Annotated in this window: 18 protein-coding genes, 2 tRNA genes and 1 pseudogene; 8 read left to right on the top strand and 13 right to left on the bottom strand. The window is 64.4% G+C overall.

From position 1 onward, the window contains the following. The 4 genes from E3O23_RS02535 to E3O23_RS02550 form a co-directional block, all read right to left on the bottom strand. A partial coding sequence (locus E3O23_RS02535; protein WP_134487860.1) for an SDR family oxidoreductase occupies nucleotides 1-564 on the bottom strand: 564 nt, incomplete at its 3' end. Between the two features lie 110 nt (nucleotides 565-674). Further along, the gene (locus tag E3O23_RS02540; protein WP_134487863.1) at nucleotides 675-1,445 is read right to left on the bottom strand and encodes a class II aldolase/adducin family protein; all 771 of its coding nucleotides are present in this window, start codon (nucleotides 1,443-1,445) and stop codon (nucleotides 675-677) included. After that, nucleotides 1,435-2,952, bottom strand: coding sequence for a rhamnulokinase (locus E3O23_RS02545; protein WP_134487866.1), 1,518 nt, complete (start codon nucleotides 2,950-2,952; stop codon nucleotides 1,435-1,437). Before E3O23_RS02545 ends, E3O23_RS02540 begins: the two co-directional genes overlap by 11 nt. Before the next feature lie 9 nt (nucleotides 2,953-2,961). After that, complete coding sequence (locus E3O23_RS02550) at nucleotides 2,962-4,992, bottom strand: bifunctional aldolase/short-chain dehydrogenase (RefSeq protein WP_134487869.1); 2,031 nt, start codon at nucleotides 4,990-4,992, stop codon at nucleotides 2,962-2,964. Nucleotides 4,993-5,194: 202 nt separating this feature from the next. Between E3O23_RS02550 and E3O23_RS02555 the strand changes: the two genes are divergently transcribed. Further along, nucleotides 5,195-5,911: a DeoR/GlpR family DNA-binding transcription regulator gene (locus tag E3O23_RS02555; RefSeq protein WP_166790380.1), complete on the top strand. Its 717-nt coding sequence runs from the start codon at nucleotides 5,195-5,197 to the stop codon at nucleotides 5,909-5,911. Between the two features lie 7 nt (nucleotides 5,912-5,918). Here the strand turns inward: E3O23_RS02555 and E3O23_RS02560 are convergent, their stop codons facing one another. The 3 genes and pseudogenes from E3O23_RS02560 to E3O23_RS02570 form a co-directional block, all read right to left on the bottom strand. Further along, the gene (locus tag E3O23_RS02560) at nucleotides 5,919-6,689 is read right to left on the bottom strand and encodes an SDR family oxidoreductase (RefSeq protein WP_134487875.1); all 771 of its coding nucleotides are present in this window, start codon (nucleotides 6,687-6,689) and stop codon (nucleotides 5,919-5,921) included. 692 nt (nucleotides 6,690-7,381) lie between these two features. Beyond that, nucleotides 7,382-8,143 (bottom strand): annotated as a pseudogene (thiD, locus tag E3O23_RS02565) (bifunctional hydroxymethylpyrimidine kinase/phosphomethylpyrimidine kinase); the annotation flags it as partial. A 129-nt stretch (nucleotides 8,144-8,272) separates the two neighbouring features. Then, nucleotides 8,273-9,040, bottom strand: coding sequence for a DeoR/GlpR family DNA-binding transcription regulator (locus tag E3O23_RS02570; protein ID WP_338145293.1), 768 nt, complete (start codon nucleotides 9,038-9,040; stop codon nucleotides 8,273-8,275). Nucleotides 9,041-9,374: 334 nt separating this feature from the next. On the opposite strand from E3O23_RS02570, the gene E3O23_RS02575 reads away from it, so the two are divergent. From E3O23_RS02575 to E3O23_RS02600, 6 genes are all read left to right on the top strand, one after another. Further along, nucleotides 9,375-10,352, top strand: a complete 978-nt coding sequence (locus E3O23_RS02575; protein WP_134487881.1) for a sugar ABC transporter substrate-binding protein — start codon at nucleotides 9,375-9,377, stop codon at nucleotides 10,350-10,352. A 107-nt stretch (nucleotides 10,353-10,459) separates the two neighbouring features. Beyond that, nucleotides 10,460-11,953, top strand: coding sequence for a sugar ABC transporter ATP-binding protein (locus tag E3O23_RS02580; RefSeq protein ID WP_255453279.1), 1,494 nt, complete (start codon nucleotides 10,460-10,462; stop codon nucleotides 11,951-11,953). Continuing rightward, nucleotides 11,950-12,966 (top strand): ABC transporter permease, encoded by a 1,017-nt coding sequence (locus E3O23_RS02585; protein ID WP_134487887.1) that lies wholly within the window; start codon nucleotides 11,950-11,952, stop codon nucleotides 12,964-12,966. Before E3O23_RS02580 ends, E3O23_RS02585 begins: the two co-directional genes overlap by 4 nt. Before the next feature lie 44 nt (nucleotides 12,967-13,010). Then, nucleotides 13,011-13,835, top strand: a complete 825-nt coding sequence (locus E3O23_RS02590) for an N-acyl homoserine lactonase family protein (protein ID WP_134487890.1) — start codon at nucleotides 13,011-13,013, stop codon at nucleotides 13,833-13,835. A 29-nt stretch (nucleotides 13,836-13,864) separates the two neighbouring features. Next, entirely contained in the window at nucleotides 13,865-14,863 is a 999-nt protein-coding gene (locus tag E3O23_RS02595) for a dihydroxyacetone kinase subunit DhaK (RefSeq protein ID WP_134487893.1), read from the top strand. 4 nt (nucleotides 14,864-14,867) lie between these two features. Continuing rightward, on the top strand, nucleotides 14,868-15,488 hold the full coding sequence (locus E3O23_RS02600; protein ID WP_134487896.1) for a DAK2 domain-containing protein: 621 nt from the start codon (nucleotides 14,868-14,870) through the stop codon (nucleotides 15,486-15,488). 543 nt (nucleotides 15,489-16,031) lie between these two features. Here the strand turns inward: E3O23_RS02600 and E3O23_RS02605 are convergent. The 5 genes from E3O23_RS02605 to E3O23_RS02625 all read right to left on the bottom strand — a co-directional run bounded on the left by E3O23_RS02605 (nucleotide 16,032) and on the right by E3O23_RS02625 (nucleotide 20,169). Next, nucleotides 16,032-16,105 (bottom strand) — tRNA-Met (locus E3O23_RS02605). A gap of 34 nt (nucleotides 16,106-16,139) precedes the next feature. After that, nucleotides 16,140-16,211: transfer RNA gene (locus E3O23_RS02610), tRNA-Thr, on the bottom strand. Nucleotides 16,212-16,332: 121 nt separating this feature from the next. Then, nucleotides 16,333-17,238 (bottom strand): sugar ABC transporter permease, encoded by a 906-nt coding sequence (locus tag E3O23_RS02615; RefSeq protein ID WP_134487899.1) that lies wholly within the window; start codon nucleotides 17,236-17,238, stop codon nucleotides 16,333-16,335. After that, a complete protein-coding gene (locus E3O23_RS02620; protein WP_134487902.1) occupies nucleotides 17,238-18,854 on the bottom strand; it encodes an ABC transporter permease subunit in 1,617 nt (538 codons plus the stop codon). Before E3O23_RS02620 ends, E3O23_RS02615 begins: the two co-directional genes overlap by 1 nt. 85 nt (nucleotides 18,855-18,939) lie before the next feature. Continuing rightward, complete coding sequence (locus tag E3O23_RS02625; RefSeq protein WP_134487904.1) at nucleotides 18,940-20,169, bottom strand: sugar ABC transporter substrate-binding protein; 1,230 nt, start codon at nucleotides 20,167-20,169, stop codon at nucleotides 18,940-18,942. 174 nt (nucleotides 20,170-20,343) lie between these two features. Between E3O23_RS02625 and E3O23_RS02630 the strand changes: the two genes are divergently transcribed. Next, complete coding sequence (locus tag E3O23_RS02630; RefSeq protein ID WP_134487907.1) at nucleotides 20,344-22,014, top strand: glycoside hydrolase family 13 protein; 1,671 nt, start codon at nucleotides 20,344-20,346, stop codon at nucleotides 22,012-22,014. 216 nt (nucleotides 22,015-22,230) lie between these two features. Here E3O23_RS02630 and E3O23_RS02635 read toward each other — a convergent pair. Then, nucleotides 22,231-23,443: M23 family metallopeptidase (locus tag E3O23_RS02635; RefSeq protein WP_134487910.1), on the bottom strand; the 1,213-nt coding region annotated here is incomplete at its 5' end.

Genomic DNA, 23,443 nt, shown 5'->3' on the forward strand with positions numbered 1-23,443 from the left:
CTCGTTGAGGACAACGCCCGGGGCGACTTCACCGATCCGCACCCCGGTTCCGACAAGCTGGCGGCGCACCCCGTGCGTAAAGGCCTGAACAGCATGCTTGGAAGCTGAGTAGACAGGTTCCCAGTGGATCGACTGGTGACCGGACACCGAGCTGGTCATGATCACGTCCCCCGTGCCCGCGGCGATCATATGCGGGAGCGCCTCGCGGACGATGGCGAAGGCTCCGAACACGTTGACGTTGATCAGGTCGTGGACGGCTACCAGGTCTACGCTCGCGAATTCGCCGGGCACGTACAATCCGGCGTTGGAGAGAACGATGTCAACCTTGCCGAACCGTCCCAGGGCGGCGCTGATGACCCTCCCACTGAAGCAAGGATCGGCGATGTCGCCGGGAATGGGGAAAGACTCCGTAGGCAGCTCTGCTGCGACAGCGTTCAGACGTTCGACATTTCGGCCGACAAGAACCACGCTGGCGCCGGCCTCGCTCAGGGCGCGGGCGTAGGAGCGCCCGATGCCGCTGCTGGCGCCGGTGACGACGGCGATTTTGTTTCTAAGGTTATCCACGTTGATTCCTATTCACGGTCTCGAGAGGTGACGACGCGATGTCGATGATTCTCGCACAATCACAACGAAAAACAAAGAAATGCATTTACTTCCAATTCGTGTCTGAATATCTAAAATGCGGACAACAGATTGCGGCGCAGTTCCTCGTCTGGACGAGTATTGATTCGGTCAGCATTGTGCTGGGCGAGGAAGGTTGGCCTTCCCACCGAAAGGGCACTGATCATCACCCGCGCTGCTTTGACGGCCATGGCTGTGATTTGCAGCGTTTCCTCGGCAGTTGCACCGAGGGCGAACATGCCGTGGTTCTGCAGATAGATAACCTTCGGGTGGCTACCGAACCTGCGCACATGGGACCGCAACCGGGCGAGTACCTCCTGGGCAAGTGGCAGCCCCGGGTCGACATAAGGAACCAACATCTGGCTCTGCCCCATCACCACGATCTGGTCGGGGAACATGCTGCCCTCAATCAGGTACGACGCCTGATCCGAGCACAGGAGGGCGTTTATCGGGGTCGGATGGGTGTGGGCAACTACGTTTACGTCGGAAATTTGAAGGCACACCGCGTGAAGAAGGGACTCGACCGAGGGCCGCTTCATCCCCTGAATGGTGGACGCGGTTAGCATCGCCGTAACGTCATCGTCGGATGCTGATCCCGCATTGATGAGTTCCATGAACAGGCTGAGGTCCACCTCGACAAAGTCCTGCTCCCCCGCCGTCATCATGTTGGATCCGGATGCCTTCACCAGCATCCGGTCCGAGGCGGTACGGACCGAAGTGTTGCCCTCGGCAAGGATTACGAGGTCGAGCTGCGGATCGCCCAGCGCACGGGAGAGCCCGACGATTTCTGTGAGCTTGTCGCTGGGCTGCATTTCAGTACTCATGAGATTCCTTTGGTGACATGCGGCGCGGCAGAGAATCGCCCCGGGGAAGGTAGGACTTCGTTTGGGTGCCAGCGCCGTGAAGGGAGGAGTAGATCTCCGAGACCGTGTCGCGTTTGCCGGCAGCCACGGCCTGCACCGCGATGTTGCCAATGCTCGACGCCTCTGTCGGCCCTGCTAGCAACGGCAGTCCGGTAGCGTCGGCCGTCAGCTGGCAGAGGAGGGCGTTTTGGGATCCGCCCCCGACGATGCGGATCGAAGTCACAGAGCTGCCAGTGACAGCCTCTGCGGCTCTGAAGGCGCCTGCATAGGCGGCTGCGAGACTGTCCAGGATGGCCCGCACCACTTCACCGCGCGTGACCGGCGCAACTCGCCCAGCCTCCCGGCAGAGCGCTTGCACTCGTTCGATCATGCGTCCGGGCGGGAGCAACCGCTCGTCGGCAGTGTCGAAGACCAGAGCGCTGCCCTCCGCCGCGGCTGCCGCGGCTAGGAGGGGCTGGATCAAAACCGGCCCCCCGTCGGTGCGCTCCCAATCACGGATGCATTCCTGCAGCACCCACATTCCATTGAGATTTCGGAGCAGAAGAGTGCCACTCGCGCCACGCTCGTTCGTGAAGTGACCGATTCTGGCCGTTGCCGTTTTAACTGGCTCGGATACCGCGACTGCGACCAGCGACCAGGTTCCGCTGGAGATCAGGCCCTGCACTCCCCCGCTGGCGTGCCCTGCCGCCGATACTGTTGGCTCGGCGAAAGCAAACGCGCTGGCCGTATCGTGGCTGGCGACCCGGTAGACCGCAATCGGGTCAACGCTGCCGATGCGGTCGGTGATCGTGTCAGACGTTTCACCGGCGAATGAACCCGGCCTGCTAATAGGGGGAAAATTCAGGCCAGTCAGCCCGTTCGCAGCCACGAGCGGCCGCGACCAATCATCGGTGGAGGGGTCCATCAGCTGGCTGGTGGAGGCAATAGTCGCCTCTGTGCCGATGTTCCCCGTCAGGAGGTAGACCCAGAGATCGGGGATGAACAACGGCCGCTCACCAGTGAACTCCATCTCCGTCGCCAGTTTTGCGAGCTGGAAAGAGGTATTGATGGCTTGGTCGGGTACGCCGGAGAGTTCATAGACGGATGCTTCGCTGAGACCGCGGGCATTGATCAAGGTCGCGGGGTTCACAGCGCCCCGGTGGTGGCGGATGGGAGCGAGTATCGAGCCGCCGCCATCGACGAGGGCGAAATCCACACCCCAGGAGTCGATACCGATGCTGCTGAGCGTCGTACCCGCGGCGGAGCACTCCGCGACGGCCTTCTTGAGCCCGACCATGGACTCCGAGAAAAGTCGATTGATATCCCAGTGCAGCTGGTCACCGTCGAGGAAAGGCTCGTTGGTAAACCGGTGCATTTCCGACAGGTCGAGGCCACCGTCGGAAAGTATTCCGAGCATCACGCGTCCGCTGGAGGCGCCGAGATCGATCGCGGCGTGGGCCGAAATACTCGGAGTGATCGCTGGTGTCATGATCCGCGCCTACCGCAGGAATGCGGCGGCGACTCCCGCGTCGACGGGGATGTGGAGTCCTGTCGTGTGGCTCAGGTCGGCGCCAGTTAGCACGGCGACGGCATTGGCGACGTTCTCGGGCAGCACTTCTCGGCCGAGAATGGTGCGTTTGGCGTAGTAGGTGCCCAATTCGTCCTCGGAAACGCCATAGACGGCCGCGCGCTTGGCACCCCAACCGCCCGAGAAGATGCCGGAGCCGCGGACTACTCCGTCGGGGTTGATGCCGTTGACCTTCACGCCGTGTTCGCCTAGTTCGACGGCCAGCAGACGCACCTGGTGCGCTTGGTCCGCCTTGGTTGCGGAGTAGGCGATGTTGTTCGGGCCGGCGAATACGGAGTTCTTGGAGGAAATGTAGATTATGTCGCCGCCCATGCCCTGCTCGATGAGCACCTTCGCGGATGCCTTTGAGACGAGGAACGAACCCTTCGCCATCACGTTGTGTTGCAAGTCCCAGTCCCCTTCGGTCGTTTCCAGTAACGGTTTCGACAGCGACAGGCCGGCATTGTTGACCACGAGGTCGAGTCCACCGAACGCGAGCACGGCCGCGTCGATCGCCGCCTGGATCTCCGCGGCGCTTGTGACGTTGGCCTGGACGCCGATAGCGACGTCGGTGGAACCGAGCGCGGCCGCTGCGTCCCGGGCCTTTTCAAGGTCGAGGTCGGCGATGATCACGCAGGCGCCGTCGGCGGCGAGTCGCGTAGCGATGGCCTTGCCAATGCCCGAGGCGGCTCCGGTAACAAGAGCAACGCGGGATGCGTGAGACTTCGGCTTGGCCATCCGCTGTAGCTTGGCTTCCTCCAGCGACCAGTACTCGATGTTGAACTTCTCGCTCTCCTCGATTGGGGCGTAGGTCGACAAGGACTCGGCGCCGCGCATCACGTTGATTGCATTGGTATAGAAGTCGCTGCTGACTCGAGCCGTTTGCTTGTTGACGCCGTAACTGAACATTCCAACGCCGGGAATCAGCACGATCGCGGGGTCGGCGCCGCGGATGGCGGGCGAGTCGACCGTCGCGTGCCGGTCGTAGTACGCCTGGTAGTCCAGGCGATACTGGGCGTGCAGGTCCCTGAGTCGAGCAATTGCGTCTTCGACCGGCGCGCCGGCCGGCATATCGAGGACGAGCGGCTTGACTTTCGTTCGCAGGAAGTGGTCGGGGCAGCTGGTGCCGAGACCGGCCAGCCGGGGGTGCTCACTCCTGGCGAGAAAGTCGAGTACTACCTCGCTGTCGGTGAAGTGCCCGACTTGCGCCTTGTCTGTGGACGCCAGGCCACGGAGGGTCGGTGCAAGGGCTGCCGCCTTGGCGAGGCGCTCCTTCTTGTCCAACGCTGCGTAGCCGTCCAGCGCTGGGCCGAAGGGCTCGGGTCGGCCGTTCAATTCGATGAAGGAGGCCGCGGTATCGATCAGCCACAGGCTGTTCGCTTCGGCTTCCTCGCTGGTGTCGCCCCATGTTGTAACGCCGTGGCCCCCGAGGATACAGCCGATGGCGTCCGGGTTCTCCGCCTTGATCGCAGCGATGTCCAGTCCGAGTTGGAAGCCCGGGCGTCGCCACGGCACCCACGCCACTTTGGAGCCAAAGATGGTGGCGGTGAGCGCTTCGCCGTCGGCGGCCGTGGCAATCGCGATTCCGGAGTCGGGGTGCAGATGGTCGACATGTGCCGCCTCCACGAGGCCGTGCATGGCGGTGTCAATGGAGGGTGTTGCGCCGCCCTTGCCGAACAGGGTGTGGTCGAACGCGGCGACCATCTCGTCTTCTCTGTCGAGTCCCGGGTACACCGAGGTCAGCGCGCGCAGTCGGTCGACACGGAGGATGGCGAGCCCTGCCTCGGTGAGCGTGCCGAGGTCCCCGCCAGAGCCTTTGACCCACATGAGTTCGACGTTCTCCCCCGTGACGGGATCCAACGCCAGGCCCTTCGCTGACGTGTTGCCGCCCGCGAAATTGGTGTTCCGCGGGTCTGAACCCAGTCGGTTTGAGCGGGCAATGAGCTCTGCTGGGGTGGTCACGTGCAGTCACTTCCTCGTGATGGGGATCAGGAACCGAGATGTTAGTTCGTGTTGCTTTTATCACGAACTATCACTTACGCTGAAGTTAGCACATAGTGAAGTGCATCAGCAACACTCGGGGAGGATATGCTCCGAGGGACGGAAACGCGAGGTGGCTGTGGCCGTAATTGGAACACTCGATGCGGAAGCTCGACGAGCATCGATGGTGGCGGAGCTGAACACCCGTGGCGCACTGACGCTCAACGAGGCCGCCGAAACCTGGAACGTGCACGCGATGACCATCCGACGCGACTTCGATGCCTTTGTCTCCGCAGGCATTGCTCGGCGAGTGCGGGGCGGAGTGGTCACACTCAGCGGCGACGACTTCACGCAGCGCAAGCATCAAAACGCCGAAGCGAAACGGCGTATCGCCGACAAATTGCGCACGCTCATCAAGCCGGACATGGCCATCGCGTTCGACTCCTCGACCACGATTCACACTCTCGCCGAGAACCTAACTGGTGCCACCCGCATCTCCGTGGTCACCAACGGGTTGAGTGCTTTCCAGGCCTTGAGCGGTCGGGAAGGAATCCGGTGCTACCTCACGGGAGGCGAAAGCGAAGAGCAGAATATCAGCCTCGTCGGATCCCTTGCCGTTCAGGCTGTGCGGCAATTCTCACTCGACATCTGCTTTCTATCCACCATGAGTATCGACCCGGCATTCGGAACGAGCGAACTAACCATGGAACAGGTCGCCGTCAAACAGGCCATGGTGGACGCCTCGGCGACGGTCGTTCTCGCGGTTGATTCGAGCAAGCTTGAAACGCGGGCCCGATTCAAGTCGCTTCCTTTGTCGGCTTTCGCCATATTGGTGACCGAACTAGATCCTTCGGACCCGCGTCTCGATGCCTATCGGAATCAGATCCCGCGCATCCTTTAGCCATGAGCTAGATTGCGGTGTAGCCACCGTCGATCACGAGGTTCTGAGCTGTCACATACGAAGACGCGTCGGAGGCCAAATAGCTGACCAGGCCGTGCAGATCCCTTGGTTCACCCATGCGTCCAGCGGGAATGCGTGCCACCCACTCCGCCGCGAGGTCAGGGTTCTGCTCGGTAAATTGGCGCGTCATGTCGGATAAGAAATACCCAGGCGCGACCGCATTCACGCGGATTCCACGGGACGCCCACTCGACCGCGAGGGACTTCGCCAGCTGCGTGACTGCTGCTTTTGAAGCATTGTAGGAGGCTTGGTTCTGCGGCACATTGACGACGGAACCTGACATGGACGAAATGAAGATCCCACTTCCCGGCAGCCCCGCCTCGAACAGCCCCTTGGCGAAGGCCTGCGCGGCAAAGAACGTGCCGTCGAGGTTAACTGACATCACCCGGCGCCATTCGGGCGCGGCCACATGAACGCTGTCGTTCCAAACCGTGATTCCGGCCGCTGTGACCAGAATCTGTGGGGTACCGAGCTTCTCAGCTGCTCCCGCGAATGCTGCAGTCAGTGAATCGCGATCAGTGACGTCCGCGTGGGCGGAAAAAGTTTCAATGTCGAAATCTGTTGCGAGTTTGGCCGCCGAGTCGTCGACGTCCGGAAGAATGTCCAGGAGGGCCACAGAGCATCCCTGGGCTGCCAGGGCCTCGGCGATTGAGTAGCCCAAGCCTCTTGCTCCCCCTGTAATTGCCGCCACCCGTCCGCGAAGGTCACTGAACTCCATCGTCTCTCCCTGTTTGATAATGTTATTAGTAGCAGAGTATTACATCTACTGAACGGTTTGTGGAATTGTGATGCCGAGCTTGAAACACCGGACTGCTTACCCGTCGATGCCTCTTCGTCGTTCAGGCTCGGTGAGCGGGCGGTCGAGGTCCCGGTGGGGAAGAGTGACCTGTCGCCCAGTTCCCGGTTCGTTCCTTGGAACCACGCTTGGATCGTCTTGGCAGTCTCACGCTGGATCAGGATGCCGGCCACGTGGTAGGCCGTGCGGAGTCGTTGCACGACGTCGGCACCAGGCGCGGGTGCCAGCACTGACGATCCCACAACAGCGCGTGATCACATCAGGAACTCGCTGGTTGAACACGGACCACAGCCGAGGACGAACAACTCACCGATCGGGATCAGAGCCGAACGCCAGGCAGATCTCGCAATCCCACGGATATTGTCTGCAGGTTTAGCCGGTCGCCGACGGACAGCGCGAGCCGGTTTCGGAACTGGGTTTTCGAACGGACTGACTCCTGGGAAAATAGTTTAGGCCCACGGCAATCGCGGTGGGCGCTCGTTCCACAAAGCAAGGCCACCGCAAGTCGACTCGAACGGTGTGCTCTGATGAGGTGCGCGTCTGACCCGGGCCGATCGCGCGGGTCAGAACGAACCGCCTCGAACTCATGCCGCCATTTGTCGGCGCGGGCCCCGTCAGGCGCCTCGCGGCCACAGCGCGTGCAAGTGGTGAACCGGGCCGTGGCCGACCTCGAGGGCATCCGCGGTTAGCAGGGCGCCTGTCAGATAGTACTTCGCATCCGCCACCGCGCCGACCCAGTCCGGGCGTTGGGGACGCAGCGCCGCGATTGCCGCCGAGAGCGTGCAACCCGTGCCGTGCGTGTTCCGGGTCGGCACGCGCGGAGCACGAAGTCGGGTGATCGTCCCGTCCACGAGGAGGAGATCCACGCTCTCGGCGCCGCCGAGGTGACCGCCCGTGATGAGCACGCCAGGGCACAACCGGCGGGGCCGCTCCAGCTGGCCGAGCGCCTCCTTTTCGTTGGATGCCTCGTGCTCGCCGAGCAGGGCAGCGGCCTCTGCCAGGTTCGGCGTGACGAGGTCGACGACAGGCAGGAGCTCCTCTCGCAGCGCGGCCAGCGCGTCGCCGGCGAGCAGCTGGTCTCCGCTCGTAGAGACCATGACCGGGTCGAGCACAATGAAGGCCGGCCGATGTCGACGCACCGCGGCCGCGACCGCCGCGACCACGCCGGCTGTACCGAGCATGCCGATCTTGACCGCATCGAAGCGAACGTCGTCGAACAGCGTGTCGAGCTGCGCCGTGACAAAGGCCGGGGGAAGGTGGTGGATCGCTGCCACCCCCTGGGTGTTCTGGGCGACGAGCGCGCTAATGACACTCGTTCCGTACACGCCCAGGGCCGAGAACGTCTTCAGATCCGCCTGACTGCCGGCACCGCCGCTGGGGTCGGCGCCGACCGAAACCCTGTATGCAAGAGCGGGCGGTCAACAAAGCCAGCGACCCCTGATCGACCTGTGCGCGCCTCTTGACTGCGTCGTGATTTGACCGGTGAATCACGATGCAGTCGAATCCTATCGACCAGGGTGCACCGAGATGATCGGCACGGGAAACTTTGATGCCCGTATCGGATCCAGCAGGTCATCGGTGATGCCCGCCGTGAAGCCGTCCATCTCCAAGACGCGGAAGAGTGCCTCCCTGCCAAACTTCGAGCTGTCCGCCACGAAAAACGCAGAATTGGCGATGGAGCGCATCTTGCGCTTGAGTTCGAGCTCGTAGCTGTTGTTGTTGAAGATGCCGTCCTCGTTGACGGTGTCGGCGCCGAAGATGGCCACGTCCACGCGCAGTTGCTCGATCTGCTGCACTGAAGACGGACCCCAAAGCGAGAATGCGTTGGGCAGGAGCTCTCCGCCGATCATCACCAGGTGCGCATTTCGCTTCTTCGCGATTTCGTTGCCGATTCGCAGGTCGTTCGTCACGACGGTGAAACGCTCATCCCGGAGATGCTTCGCCACCTCGAGGGTCGTCGATCCGCCGTCGAGGAGAACAGTCTGCCCCTCGAGCACGCGCTCGGCCATGGCCTTCCCGATCGCGACCTTCTCGCGATGATGCAGTGATTCCTTGAGAATAGAGGGTGCGTCGGCTTGGCGGACCGGGTACGCGCCCCCGTGGGTGCGTTGTACCATCTCCATCTGCTCGAGCTTCTCAAGGTCGCGCCGGATGGTGGCGGTGCTCACCTCGAATCGCTCGGCGAGCTCCAGCACGGATCGAAACCCGTGCTGCTGAAGCTCCTCAATGATGTCGGAGTGTCTCGTCATAGTCGGCGCCTTCTCTGATTTCATCCTAACTTAGCAGTCACCACTGCTCATAAATGAGCACGCTCTGCGCATTTCATGACCGATATTATGCGTATTTATGTTGACAGTTGCGCATTCAATTGTTAGGTTCGCTGAAGGTGCCATGCACCGCCTCCCAACTCTTCGCAGGAGCACATTCGTCGTGCGCGCGAGCTATCCAAGTTCGCGCGCAACGACCCTGCCGAGAGCCAGGAAACGGTCAGGTTCGCGGCGTGGTCGACAACTGGGTCGCCGCTCGGGCGCAGGCATCGGATCAACAGTGCAGTTAGCGGCACCGAGTCCGGTGCGTGCGACTGACGTTCATACAAAGGAGTAGGAAATGCGCACCAAGAGAGCCCTAACCACGGCCGGTATCCTCGTGTCTATCGGCCTAGCTGCCACGGGATGTTCAGCATCCGAGTCGACCGGGGGCAGCAGCAGCGCCGGCGGCGGCGACAAGCTCCTCGGAATCGTGTCGATCGCATCTGGTATCGACATGAACGACAACGCGACCAAGGGCGCTATGGATGCGGCAGAGGCGGCCGGATGGAAGGTTGAGGTCGTCGACGCTCAGGGAGACGCGTCCAAGGCGAACGCCGCTATCACCAACTTTGTCAGCAAGGGTGCCGACGCGATCATCAGCCACGTCTTCCCGGCGACGGTGCTGGGCAGCGGGCTCGCGGCAGCAGCCGCCGCGGGCATCCCCGTCGCTTCGTGGGGCGGCGGAACCGGTCCAGGTATCGTGCTCGACACCGTCACCCCGCTGGGCGGGCCTAGCGCAGAGACCATGGTCGCGGACATGGGTGGCAAGGGCAGCGTGCTCGCCCTGACCTACCACGGCGGCCAGCTCTGCATCGACCGTGAGGCCGCGCTCGACAAGGTGCTCGCCGGCCACCCCAGCATCAAGGTAACCAAAGAAGAGGTGACCATCCCCGGGTTCCTCCAGGACGGGGCCAAGTACGCTAACACCTGGCTCGCCAGCCACCCAGCGGGATCCGGAAGCCTGGCGATTTGGGGCTGCTGGGATGACCCCACCCTCGGAGCTATCTCGTCGCTCAAGCAGCAGAACCGCACCGACGTGCTGACGTACGGCATTCAGGGCTCGAAGACCGCGATCGCCGCGATCAGCAATGGCAGCCTCACAGCCACGGCGTTCGAGGATGGCTCCAGCGAGGGCAAGGTGATGTTCGAGACCCTTCTCGAAGCGATCAAGGCCGGCAACAGCTGGGAGCCCAAGACGCTGGAGATGACTGGCGAGATCCTTAAAAAGGCTGACGTTGACGCCTTCCTGAAGGCTCATCCCGAGTTCCGCGGTTAGATCCGACCCTCTCCCCATCCATCGATTTATCCGACGAAGGCCATGCCGTGACCGAAACCCTCAGTACGACCGGAGATCCGAATGTGCCTCTCATTCGCTTCAGGAATGTGGGTAAGTCATTCGGGGGCGCACGAGCGCTGCGTGACATCTCGTTCGATATTCGTCCGGGCATGGTGCATGGCTTGGTCGGAGCCAACGGGGCAGGCAAGTCGACTTTGATCCGCTGTCTGGCTGGCGTCGTCCAGCCAGACAGCGGATCCATCGAGATCGACGGCGAGCCGCTCAACATCTCCGACCCCCAGGTCGCGAGCGAACTAGGCCTCGCCTTCATCCACCAAGAGATGAGCCTTATTCCCGGCTGGGATGTGCTGCGGAATATGTCGATCGGAATTCCGCTTGTGACCAGGGCTGGCATCATCGACTGGCGTCCCATGCGCGCAAAGGCAGCCGCGGTCGCCGAGCAGCTGGGGTTCGGTTTCACACTGTCGAAACAGGTCGATGATCTCAGCACGGCCGACAAGTGGCTCGTCCTGATCGGGCGCGCCCTCATGGCCGACGCACGGGTCATCGCGATGGACGAACCCACGGCCTCGCTGTCGTCGCGTGAGGCCGTGCGGCTGCATGCGATCATCCGCGACCTCGTCGCGCGAGGCACGACGGTGATCTTCGTGTCGCACCGTCTGGACGAGGTATCCGATTTGTGTACGGACATCACGGTGTTCCGCGACGGGAAGGTCACGCGCCGGGTTGTCGGCGAACGGCTCCGCAAGTCCGAACTCGTCACCGCGATCGTCGGCAAGGATCTCGAGATCCCCGAACACGGGCACGACCCGACCGAGCACGGACCGGAGGCGCTGCGACTGGCCGGTGTGGGTGACGGCCGGATGGTGCGCGACGTGTCCCTCGTCGTGCACGAGGGTGAGATCGTCGGCCTCGGTGGCCTGGTCGGTTCTGGCCGTAGCGAACTGGTCAAGGCTGTCTACGGCGCCTCGAGATTCACTTCCGGTCGCGCCTCGCTGGACGGCAGGCCGATCGCGTTTTCCCATCCGGCTCAGGCAGTGGCCGCCGGCTTCGGCCTCGTGCCGGAGGAACGACGCGCTGAGGGGTTGTTCCTCAATGAGTCCATCAACTTCAATATCAACCTCGCGCGGCTCGAATCGCTCGTCTTCTCAAGGTTCCTCCCGTTCCTACGGTTGAAACTGGCCCGGCTTCGCGCACAGGACGCCGCTGACCAGGTCACAGTCAAGGCGAAGAACGTCGACGAGCTTGCTGGCACCCTGTCCGGCGGCAACCAGCAGAAGGTGGCCATCGCCCGCTGGCTCATCGACCCACCGCGAGTCCTCATCCTCGACGAACCGTCGCGCGGCGTCGATGTGGGAGCCCGTGCTGAAGTGCACGAGGTGATCCGAGCCCTCGCAGCGCGCGGTACCGCTGTGCTGGTCGTGTCATCCGATAACGAAGAACTCGTCGCACTGTGCGACACCGTCGTCGTGATGGCCGAGGGCCGCGTCGTCGGCCTCTTGTCCGGAACGTCGATCACCGTCGATCACCTCGTTCATCTCAGTTTCGAGAACCAGCGAGAGGAAGGTAATGCAGCATGACTCTTGCAGAATCCACCAGTCCCACTGAAGTCCCGGAGCTGGCGCCCGACGGACACCGAAGGCGCATCGCGCTTCTTGTCGTCTCCAAGTACGGAACGCTGATCGCGATGGTCATCATGATCATCATCTTCTCGATCGCGGCACCTGGCGGTTCGTTCCTGCAACCTCAGAACCTGCTGGCCATCCTCAGCCAGTCGGCGCTCACCGCGATCATCGCCGCCGGGGTGACACTGGTCCTAGTCGCCGGGGAGTTCGATCTCAGCATCGGTTATACCGCGAGCCTCGCGGGAGTGCTTGTGACGGGGCTAATGAGCCATCAGGGCCTTCCGATCCCAGTCGCGATCCTGCTCACGATCCTCGCGGGCGCCGCGGTGGGCATGGCGAATGGCCTACTCGTGGCGAAGGCCGGCGTGAACGCGGTAATCGCGACCCTCGGGGTCGGGACCATGGTTGTCGGCCTCAGCTTCGGTTACACCGCGGGCCAGCCGATCGTGTCCCTGCCCGCCGACTTCACCGCGATCGCACTCGGGAGGGCCGTGCTCGGCGTGCCCAACCTCATCTGGCTGATGTCCATCGTGCTGGTCATCCTCTGGGTGCTGCTCAACCGCACCCCGCTGGGAATCCGGATTCAGGCGACCGGAGCGAACAGCCACGCGGCCACGCTCGCGGGTGTCAGGACTGACCGCGCCAAGATCTCGGCGTTCGTCATCGCAGGCGCGTGCGCCGCCATCGCGGGCACCTTGCTCTCCTCCCAGCTCGGCAGCGGCATGGTCAGCTCAGGCGACGGGTACCTGCTGGACGCGCTCGCCGCAGTCTTCCTGGGCTCGGCCACTCTGAGAGACGGAAAGTTCCACATCGTCGGCACCCTCATCGGAGTGCTCATCGTCAACATCGGATTCAACGGCCTGGGGCTAATCGGCACGCCGACCTTCTTCCAGTTCGTGTTCAAGGGCGGGATTCTCGTCTTCGCGGTCGCACTCGCGACGCTCGCTCGTCGTTACGCCCGAAGCTAGAACCGCGGGCTGCACCGTCGGCCCACCATCAAAGGAGATAGAACATGGGAATCAAGATCCACAACATCGTCACGGGCGAACTGGAGAACATGCTCGTCGGCCATCTGCTGAACGCGGGAATCCACCCTGATCACACCCCGGAGCAGGTGATGCCGGGCGGATTCACGGCCGATCACGTCTCGCACTACGGAGTCGCGGCAGCGGGAGGAATGGTCCCCGTGCCAGTGTGGCTGCTCGAGGGCACCGAGAAGAAGATCCTGATAGACACCGGCCTCGGTGACGTGGACGAGATCATGGAGATGATGGCGCGCCACGGCGTGCCGACATGGACAACGAAATCGCCGGAGCAGGACCTCGTGGCCGGGCTCGCCCGGCACGGCGTCACTCCCGATGAGATCGACATCGTGGTGCTGTCGCACCTCCACTTCGACCACATCGGCAACAACCACCTGTTCACGAAGGCCAAGTTCCTGGTCCAGCGCTCCGAGGTTGCGCAAGGCCTGACCCCGCCGGCCTACTGCCAATACTCCTACCCGGAGTACTCGTACAAAGTCGCCGACATTCGCGATCGCATCCAGATCATCGAGGGCGACTACCAGATCGAACCCGGCGTACGGCTCATCAAGATCGGCGGGCACACCCCCGGCACGATGGTAGTCGTCATCGACACCGACCAAGGCCGCGTCGCCCTCGCCGGAGACATCATGTACAACTACAAGAACCTGGAGCTCAACTGGCCGACCGGTTCGTTCTGGTCTCTCCAGGACCTCATGAGCGGATACGACCGGCTCCACCAGGAGGCCGACATCATCGTGCCCGGCCACGACTGGGAGTTCAACAAGCGCTACCCCAGCGGCACCCTCGGATAGCCCTAGCCCACCACCGATCAAGGAATTTCATGAGAAAAATCATCAATCAGCCCAACGATTTCGTCGACGAGATGATTGACGGGATCCTGCTCGCGCACCCCGACAAGCTGAAGACACCCGGCGACGACAAACGAGTCCTCGTGCGCGCTGACGCGCCGACGGGCAAGGTCGGCATCGTCACCGGCGGCGGTTCGGGCCACCTTCCGCTCTTCAAGGGATACGTCGGCAAGGGCTTGTGCTCGGGGGTGGCAGTCGGCAACGTGTTCTCCTCCCCTTCCGCGCAGCAGTGCTTCGAGGCGGCGAAGGCCGTCGACGGGGGTGCTGGGGTGCTGTTCCTCTACGGCAACTACGGAGGCGACGTCTTCAACTTCGACCTGGCCATCGACCTCGCCGAGCTCGAGGGCATCGAGACGCGCACGGCGCTCGGCCGGGACGATGTCGCGAGCCAGCCGAACGAGCGCAAGCTCGATCGGCGTGGCGTGGCCGGCATCTTCTTCGCCTTCAAAGGCGCAGGGGCGGCCGCGGAGCGCGGCGACGGCCTCGAGGCGGTCGCCGCAGTGGCCGAGGACATCATCGAACACACCGCAACCATGGGAATCGGCCTGAGCCCGACGATCCTGCCGACGACGGGCAAGGCGAGCTTCGACCTGCCGGAGGGCGAGATGGAGATCGGCATCGGGATTCACGGTGAGACGGGCATCCACAGGGGTCCGCTGGAGACCGCGGACCAAATCGTGGAGCGGCTGATGGCTCCGCTGGTCGCCGACCTGGTTCTCGTGCGCGGAGATCGCATCGCGGTGCTCGTCAACGGGATGGGCGCAACGCCGCTCGAGGAGCTCTACGTGATGTACCGCCATGTGCACCAGCAGGCGGCCCTTATCGGCGTCACAATCGAGAAGAGTTATATCGGCGAGTACGCGACGAGCCTGGAGATGGCCGGAGCGTCACTTTCGATCCTTAAGCTGAACGACGAGCGGCTCGAGTTGCTCAAGGCGCCGGCGGATTCCCCGTTTTTCGTGGAGGTGTGACGGTATGGATGCCACGGGACTGAGCAGGGCGATCCGCAACACGATGGTTGAGATCAAGCAGTACGCCGACGAATTGCGCGACCTGGACACGGCGCTGGGCGACGGTGACTTGGGAATCACGGTATCGCTCGGCGCCGACGCGATCGTCGAGGCCCTCGACGCCGCCGGGGACGACGTGCCACCTGAGGAGACGATCCGCACCTGTGCGAAGGCGTTCGCGAACGCGAACCCTTCGACAATGGCCGCACTGGTGGCCGGCGCGCTGCTGTCCGGCTCGCGCCTGTGGGCCACTTCCAGGAACCTGACGACCGTCGATGCCAGCGCATTTGCCAAGGCCGCAGGCGACAGCATTAGCAAGCGCGGCAAGTCGGTGGTCGGCGACAAGACGATCCTGGACGCACTTGTCCCGGCAGGTGAGGCACTTGGTACGTCATCGAGCGCGTCGGAGGCGCTCGATCGCGCGATCACCGCAGCCAAGCGCGCGATCGCGGAGACCACATCGATGCAGTCGCGCCGGGGGCGCGCCTCATGGTTACAGGAGCGCAGCATCGGGCTGCAGGATCCGGGAGCCACGGCGTTCCTCCGCTTCCTGGAGTCATGGAAGGCAGCGAACGTCGCCGATTGAGGTCGTCGCGGGGACCACTACGCCGATGACGATGGGCGGATGGAAAGCATCCATCTGTGCGGCTGCACGCCGCGCTTCCCGCCTGTCTCGCAAGGCGTGGGTTGGAAGACAGCCAGAAGGTCAGTCGATCGATCCTTACTTGACCAACGGCGCGATTTGCGGTCATTCCATTCATCGTCTGCACTCGCAAGAAGCTCTAAGGAATGCTTAAGCGCTAAGCGGACGTCCTAGCGGGCGGGCGGGAGAGGCCGCGAGCGCGATCGCGCCCCAGGAACAGAGAACGCTGCCGGCAGCAAGGCCGGCAGCGTCGCCTCGCCCGTAACCAAGACCCAGCTCAGAACTCAGCGATGCCGCTCAGTAAGTCGGCACGGTGGATCGAGGCTTACCGGAGGCTTACCGCGCAACGGAGCTTTGCCGAAACCGCAACGGAGCTTTGCCCGAAACTCAGACCTAGACCGGAGTCTAGAGCGGAGCCGGATCGTATCCGACAAAAAGGAAAGGCCCTGTGACCGAAAGAATTCCGGGTCAGAGGGCCTTTATGTGTAGCGGGAGCGGGAATTGAACCCGCGACACCACGATTATGAGCCGTGTGCTCTAACCAACTGAGCTACCCCGCCACGACCTGTCGGCTGCTACCAGCCTTCAAGCCTGAGCCCCCTGTGGGAATCGGACCCACTACCTCTTCCTTACCAAGGAAGTGCTCTACCAATGAGCTAAGGGGGCAAAGCTTCCCGCGTTCAGAAGCCATGCCGTGTTCTTGACAACCGTAAAAGATTATCACCCATCCGGGCGGCGCGTGACCGCCCTCGGCCGATTGGGCCGGACGCGACAAGGCCGCGGGGCGCTACTTCACCGAGCCCGCCGTCAACCCGCCGACGATGTACTTCTGCAGGTACAGGAACAACGCCATGACGGGCAGCGCGGCGAGCACCGCGCCGGCCGAGAAGGCACTCCAGTCCGCGTAGTTCGGGTTGGAGACGAGGCGGTAGAGGCCCACGGCCAGGGTCTGTTTCTCCGGGTCGACGAGCAGCACGCTGGCGAGCACGAAGTCGTTCGTGGTGCTGATGAATGACAGCAGGGCCACGACGGCGAGGATCGGCGCGACCAGGCGAAGGATGATCGTGAAGAAGATGCGCGCGTGGCTCGCGCCGTCGATCTTGGCCGCCTCGTCGATCGACGCCGGGATCGTGTTGAAGAACCCGTACATGAGGAAGGTGTTCACGCCCAGGGCGCCGCCCAGGTAGACCATGATCAGGCCGATCTGGGAGTTCAGCCCGATGGCCGGGAAGATGTCCCCGATCGTGCTCATCAGCAGGAAGATGGCCACGACCCCGAGCAGCTGCGGGAACATCTGTACGAGCACGATGGTCAGCAGCCCGGTGCGACGGCCGGTGAAGCGCATCCGTGAGAACGAATAGGCCGCGAGGGCGCCGAGGAAGACGCTGCCGAGGGCAGTGAAGCCCGCGATCAGCAGGGTGTTGCCGAACCAGGCGGCGTAGGGCGCCTCCGGCGTGTTCAGGATGCGCGCGTACGCGTCCAGGCCGACCTTCGAAAAGAGCGCGTTGGAGCCCGTCAGCGTGCCGTGCGGGTTCAGCGACGCGGACAACACGTAGAGCAGCGGGAAGGCCGAGAAGACGACCATGAACAGGCCGATCGCGTGGCGCCAGCCGGTGGCCGCGAACCACCGCTTCAGGGTGAGCGGGCGCTTGACCGGGACGAAGCCCTCGGTCTCGGTGGTTTTCGTTGCCATTAGTTGAGATCCTCCAGCGCCTTTGTCTTCCTGAAGCTGATGATCGAGATGACCGCCACGAGGATGAAGATGATGATCGAGAACGCACTCGCCAGGCCGTAGTCACGGGTCTGCCCGGTGAACGCCACCTTGTATACCATCGAGATCAGGATGTCGGTGGCACCCACGTTCACGCTCGCTTCCGCGTCGCGCGGCCCACCCCCGGTGAGCATGTAGATCAGGTTGAAGTTGTTGAAGTTGAAGGCGAAGGAGGCGATCAGCAGCGGCGCAACCGAGACCAGCAGCAGCGGGAGCTTGATCAGGCGGAACACGGCCCAGGGGCTGGCCCCGTCGACCGTCGCGGCCTCCTGCAGCTCCTCGGGGATCGACTGCAGTGCGCCGGTGCAGACGAGGAACATGTAGGGGAAGCCGAGCCACAGGTTGACCAGGAGGATGCTGAACTTGGCCAGCCACTCGTTGGTGAGCCAGGGTATCTGGGCGCCGCCGAGGAGCACCTGGTTGATGAATCCGAAGCTCTCGCTGAGCATTCCGGCCCAGACGAGCGCGGAGAGGAACGCGGGGAAGGCGTAGGGCAGGATCATGGCGACCCGGTAGAACTTGCGCCCCTTCATCCTCAGGTCGTTGAAGACGATCGCGAGGAAGAGCCCGAGGAGGAACGTGGACGCGACGGAGATCCCCGCGAAGAAGAACGTCCAGATGGTCACCGAGACCAGCGGGCCGCGGATTCCCTCATCGGTGAAGGCCCGGACGAAGTTATCGAAGCCGACGTTGATCCGCCAGCCCGGCAGCATCTCCTCGCCGTCGGGCGAGGTGAAGGCACCCTTGCCCGTGTCGGAGTAGACGACGCCGGTGTTGGCGTTCGTCATCGTCCCGGCCTGCTCGTCGTAGACGAGGGTCGAGAGGTAGAGGTAGGCGTTGCGGCCGTCCGGCGTGCGCAGTGCGCCGTCGTTGGGGTCGTCGGAGTATGGGACCGCCATCTTCGTGATCTCGTCGGTGCGGCCGACGACCTCCTGGAAGGTGAGGGAGGTGTAGCCGTCGACGGCAACGGCCCTGCCGTCTTCGAGGGTCGCGTTGCTGACCGGCTGCAGCGGCTGGTCGTTGCTGCCGATGCTCACGTCGCCGTCGGGGTCAGTGACGAGGAGGCTGAGCGTGCCGACCTGGTCGACCACGGTCACGGCGTAGGCGGGTGAGTCCGGAACGCGCTCGAGCGCGGAACTCATCAGGGCCGAGACGGCCTGGTCCTTGTCGCTGTTGTGCCCGGTGCTGTAGTTCGTGAAACCGATGTAGGCGGTGTAGCCGACGGCGAAGATCTGGAAGATCACCAGGAAGATGACGCCGGGGGTGAGGTACTTGGCGGGCAGCTTGCCCGGAGAGAAGTAGATCCAGTTCACGACGAGGGTGACGGCGAGCACGAGGCCGAACACGATCCACTGGCCCTTGGCGAAGAGCACGAAGAGCGCATAGAGGGCGATGGCATCGACGAGGCCGAGCAGGATGATCTTGACCAGGATGGCCTTGAGTCCGGCCGAGGCCGCCTCCGCGATCCGTGCGGCCTGTTGCGCGCGCCTGGTCGGCTTCTCTTCGGTGGCGACGTCCTCGTCGATGATGATGCTCATTGCCCGGCTCCCTGGCCTTCAACCTGTCAATAGTGAATCCCCGGGCGGATGCGCGTGCGCACCCGCCCGGGGAATGAGAAGGGTGTTAGCCGATCGCCTTCGTGACGTCGGCCGACAGCTTCGTCCAGGTGGCCGCGGGGTCGGCGCCGTTGATGACGGCCGCCTGCGCGATTCCCCAGAACTGCCAGACCTGGCCCATGGCCGGGATGGCCGGCATCGGGACGGCCTCGGCACCGACGGCTGCGAAGCCGGCGATGATCGGGTCGGATGATGCCGCCTCGGCCGAAGCCTTGAGGGCGGGGAGGATGTTTCCGGACTTGAACAGTTCGGTCTGGACCGCCTCGGTGCCGAGGTAGTTGACCAGGAAGTCGTTGGCGGCAACCTTGTTCTTGCTCTGCTCGCTGACGAAGAAGCCCTTGACGCCGGCGAACGGCTGGGCCGCCTCCGAGGACGACGGCGCGATGGTGTCGACGGCGAGGTTGATGCCCGCCTCCTTCGCCGCTCCGACGTTCCAGGGTCCGGTCAGCCAGAAAGCGGCCTGTCCGGTCGTGAAGGCGTCCTTGGCGATGTCACCGGTGATCTCGGTGTTGAAGACTCCGGTGCCCTTCTTGCCCTGGCTGCCGAGCCACGTTGCGAATTCCACGCCGCCCGCGTTGCCGAGTTCGAGCTTGGTCGAGTCGTAGCCGCCGTCGGCGTCGGTGCCGAAGACCGGTGCGCCGAACGAGGTCTGGAACGGGTACAGGTGGTACGGGTTGCCGTCGGCGCCCTGCTCCACGACGAACGGGTACTTGACTCCGGCAGCCGTGCCCTTGGCGATCATGTCGTCGTAGGACGTGGGGGCGGTCTTGACGAGGTCGGCGTTACGCAGCAGCGCCAGGTTCTCGATGGCGTAGGGAAGCATGTAGGTCTTGCCCTCGTAGGTGGACGCGTTGACCGCGACGTCGAGGAAGCCGTCCGCCGTGTCGCCGAGTTCGATCGGAGCGACGACGCCGTTGGTGACGAGCTCACCGAGCCAGTCGTGGGCGCCCATCGTGACGTCGGGTCCCTTGCCGGACGGAACCTGCTGGATGAAGTCATCCTTCAGCTTCGCGTTGTCCTTGGAGACGAGCTTGACCTTGACACCGGTCTTGTCGGTGTACGACGCGGCGGCATCCTTGAGTGCGTCGATGCGCTCGGCATCGACCCAGACGGTCAGGGAACCGGCGTTTTTGGCGGGCTCGGCCTTGGTGGTTCCGGCGGAGCATCCGGCCAGGGCCAGGGTTGCGACGATTGCTACTGCACCGGCAGCGAGCAGGCCTTTCTTGTTCACCATCATTGGTGTGCCTTTCTAGAGGAACGCTGACAAAAATGCAAGCGATTACATGTATAGCCCGTCCCGGATCGATTGACAACTCAACGGAAAGCAATCGGTACCAGTTTGTTACTATGACGGGAATTCAGGTCTATGCAAACGCTTCCATGAGGTTGCGGATGCCGTAAAGTTTTCCTCATGACAGGCTCAGAGTGGTGGAGAACCGCCGTAATTTACCAGATCTATCCGCGCTCCTTCGCTGACGCGAACGGCGACGGCATGGGAGACCTCGCCGGCATCACCGGGCACCTCCCCGACCTGCAGGAACTCGGGATCGACGCCATCTGGCTGTCCCCGATGTACACCTCCCCCCAGCGCGACGCCGGCTACGACGTCGCCGACTACTGCGACGTCGACCCGCTCTTCGGGACCCTCGAGGATTTCGACGTCCTGCAGCGCACCGCGCACTCGCTCGGCATCCGGGTGATCGTCGACCTGGTGCCCAACCACTCCTCGAGCGATCACCCGTGGTTCCAGGCCGCCCTCGCCGCCGGGGCCGGCAGCGCGGAACGCGCGCACTACATCTTCCGCGACGGCCAGGGCGTGACGGGCGAACTTCCGCCGAACAACTGGCAGTCGGTCTTCGGCGGCAACGCGTGGACGCGGGTCGCCGAGCCGGACGGCACGCCCGGCCAGTGGTACCTGCACCTCTTCGACAGCACCCAGCCCGACTTCGACTGGGACAACCCGTGGGTGCGCGAGCAGTTCCGTGACGTGCTGCGCTTCTGGCTCGACCGCGGCGTCGACGGATTCCGCGTCGATGTCGCCCACGGCATGATCAAGGCCGCCGGCCTCCCCGACTACACCCCGCCCGTCGCCGGCGGCAGCATGGGCGGCGGAACCGCCACGCTCGAACCAGACATCAGCGCGGAGCCGGCCGCGATGCCGCCCTACTGGGCGCAGGATGGCGTGCACGATATCTACCGCGACTGGCGGATCATCCTGGACGAGTACCCCGGCCAGCGGATCCTCGCGGCCGAGGCCTGGGTCGACCCGCTCACCCGGGTGGCCGAGTGGGTGCGTCCCGACGAAATGCACCAGGCCTTCAACTTCGCCTATCTCGAGACGCCGTGGCGGGCGCCGGCGCTCCGCCGCGTCATCGACGACTCGCTGGCCGCCTTCGGCGCGGTCGGCGCTCCGAGCACCTGGGTGCTGTCGAACCACGACGTGGTGCGCCACGCGTCGCGGCTCGCGCTGTCGGGAGACAACCTGCAGGGCCACGGCATCGGGCCGAACACGGTCGGGCTGCCCGACGCCGTCGTCGGCCTGCGCCGTGCCCGCGCGGCCACCGCGCTCATGCTCGCCCTGCCCGGCTCCAGCTACCTCTACCAGGGTGAGGAACTGGGCCTGCCCGAGGTGGTGGACCTGCCCGACCATGCCCGCGAGGACCCCACCTGGTTCCGCACCGGCGGCGAACGCTACGGCCGCGACGGATGCCGCGTGCCGATTCCCTGGGAAGCGGCGGCCCCCTCGTACGGCTTCGGCCCGTCGGAGAAGAGCTGGCTGCCCCAGCCCGCCGAGTGGGCGCACCTGGCCCGCGACCTCCAGGAGGGCGTGCCCGGCTCGACGCTGGAGCTCTACAAGCTCGCCCTGAGGTTGCGCCGGGCGCACTCCCTCGCCCTGGGCGGCGTGGAGTGGCTCGAGGGGTTCGGCGACGAGGTCGTCGCGTTCCGGAACGGCGACGTGCGGGTCTTCGCGAACACGGGCACCTCGCCCGTCGAGCTCCCCGACGGCGAGCTCCTGCTCGCGAGCGAAACGCTGGCCGGGCGCATCCTGCCAGGGGACACGACCGCCTGGCTGCGCGCCTAGGTCGGCTCAGCAGGCCGCAGGCCGTGAAGAACCGCCCAGCACACCGATCCGTGCTGGGCGGTTCTTCGTGGCCGGCGCGCACGACTGTCCCGGTTGAGTTGCGGACAAAGTACCTTCATCGCGCGAACGAAGGTACGTTCTCCGCAGTTCAACCCAGAAGGGCGTAGCGGATGCGGGGCACGGCGCCCTGAGCGCGGGAGCCTGGCTGGTGTTGGCCTAGTTGGTGTTGGCGTAGAGCCACTTGAGCGGGTCGACGTGCGTGCCGTTCAGGCCGCCGAGCCGGATCTCGAAGTGCAGGTGCGGCCCGGTCGACATGCCGGTGTTGCCGGTCTTGCCGATCACCTGGGCGACCTTGACCACGTCACCGACCTTGAAACGCATCGAGCCGTGGACCATGTGCGCGTAGACGCTGGAGACGAGTTTGCCGTCGATCATGTGGTCGATGACCATGTGCACGCCGAGGCTGCCCTCGCCGTCGATCGCCTGGCTGACAACGCCGTCGGCGATCGCCTGGATGGGGGCGCCGATGCCGGGATTGAAGTCCTGGCCGCGATGGTTGCTCGAGCAGCCGGCGCAGTCGCGGTAGCCGTACTTGGAGCCGATGTGCACGCCGACGGCGAAGGGCCACTGGATGGTGCCGTTCGGATTGTTGGTGAACGTCGCCTCCATCCGGATGCCGCTGGCGGCAGCGTACTCGGCGATGGTCTGTGCCTTGTAGCCGTCGCGGCTGACGGTGATCGTGTCGGTGCCGGCGGCTCGGGCGAGCGTCTGGGCCGGTTCCGCGGAGGTCGAGCGCTGCGCGTCGAACGCGGCCGCCTGCACGTCGGCCGAAGAGAGCAGCGCCTCGGCAGGCAGGGAGGTGGAGACGGCCATCAGGGCCACGAAGGCCATCGCAACAACGGTGAGGCCCTTCGCCGCCGCCGTGCGGGCCCGGTCACCGGTGGGCTGCGGGCGGGCGGCTGCCGGGGCCGCTACCGGAAAGACCGCGGGGGCCAGCGTCGGCACCGACCGGGTGGGCGGCGCAAACGGGGCTGACGGGGCGACGGGCACGGCGGGCGCGGCCGGCGCGGCGGCCCGACGTGCGGTGGATTCCCCGCGGCGGGACCGCATCGAGCGGGCTTCCTGCTCCTGCGCGCGCAGCTGGGCGCGGCTGGGCAGCGGGATTTCCGTCGAGGTCGTGGTGGGCACCTCGGCCAGGAGCAGCTCGAAGGCCGAGGCGAGGTCGTCCACCGGCGGCGCCGCGACGACGCGGTCGGACTCGGTCAGGACGGCCGGGACGAGGTCGGGCTCGTGGAGCTCTGCGGCGATGAGGAAGTCGGCGACCACGTTGAGTTCGACGGCCGGCGCGGCCTGGGCATCGCGTGCGGCGGCCGGGGCGAGCGGCGCGGGCGCCAGCTCGGGCGCGAGAGTGGCCGCGGCAGACGCGGGC

This window comes from Cryobacterium tagatosivorans, from assembly GCF_004402215.1.
Lineage (GTDB): Bacteria > Actinomycetota > Actinomycetes > Actinomycetales > Microbacteriaceae > Cryobacterium > Cryobacterium tagatosivorans.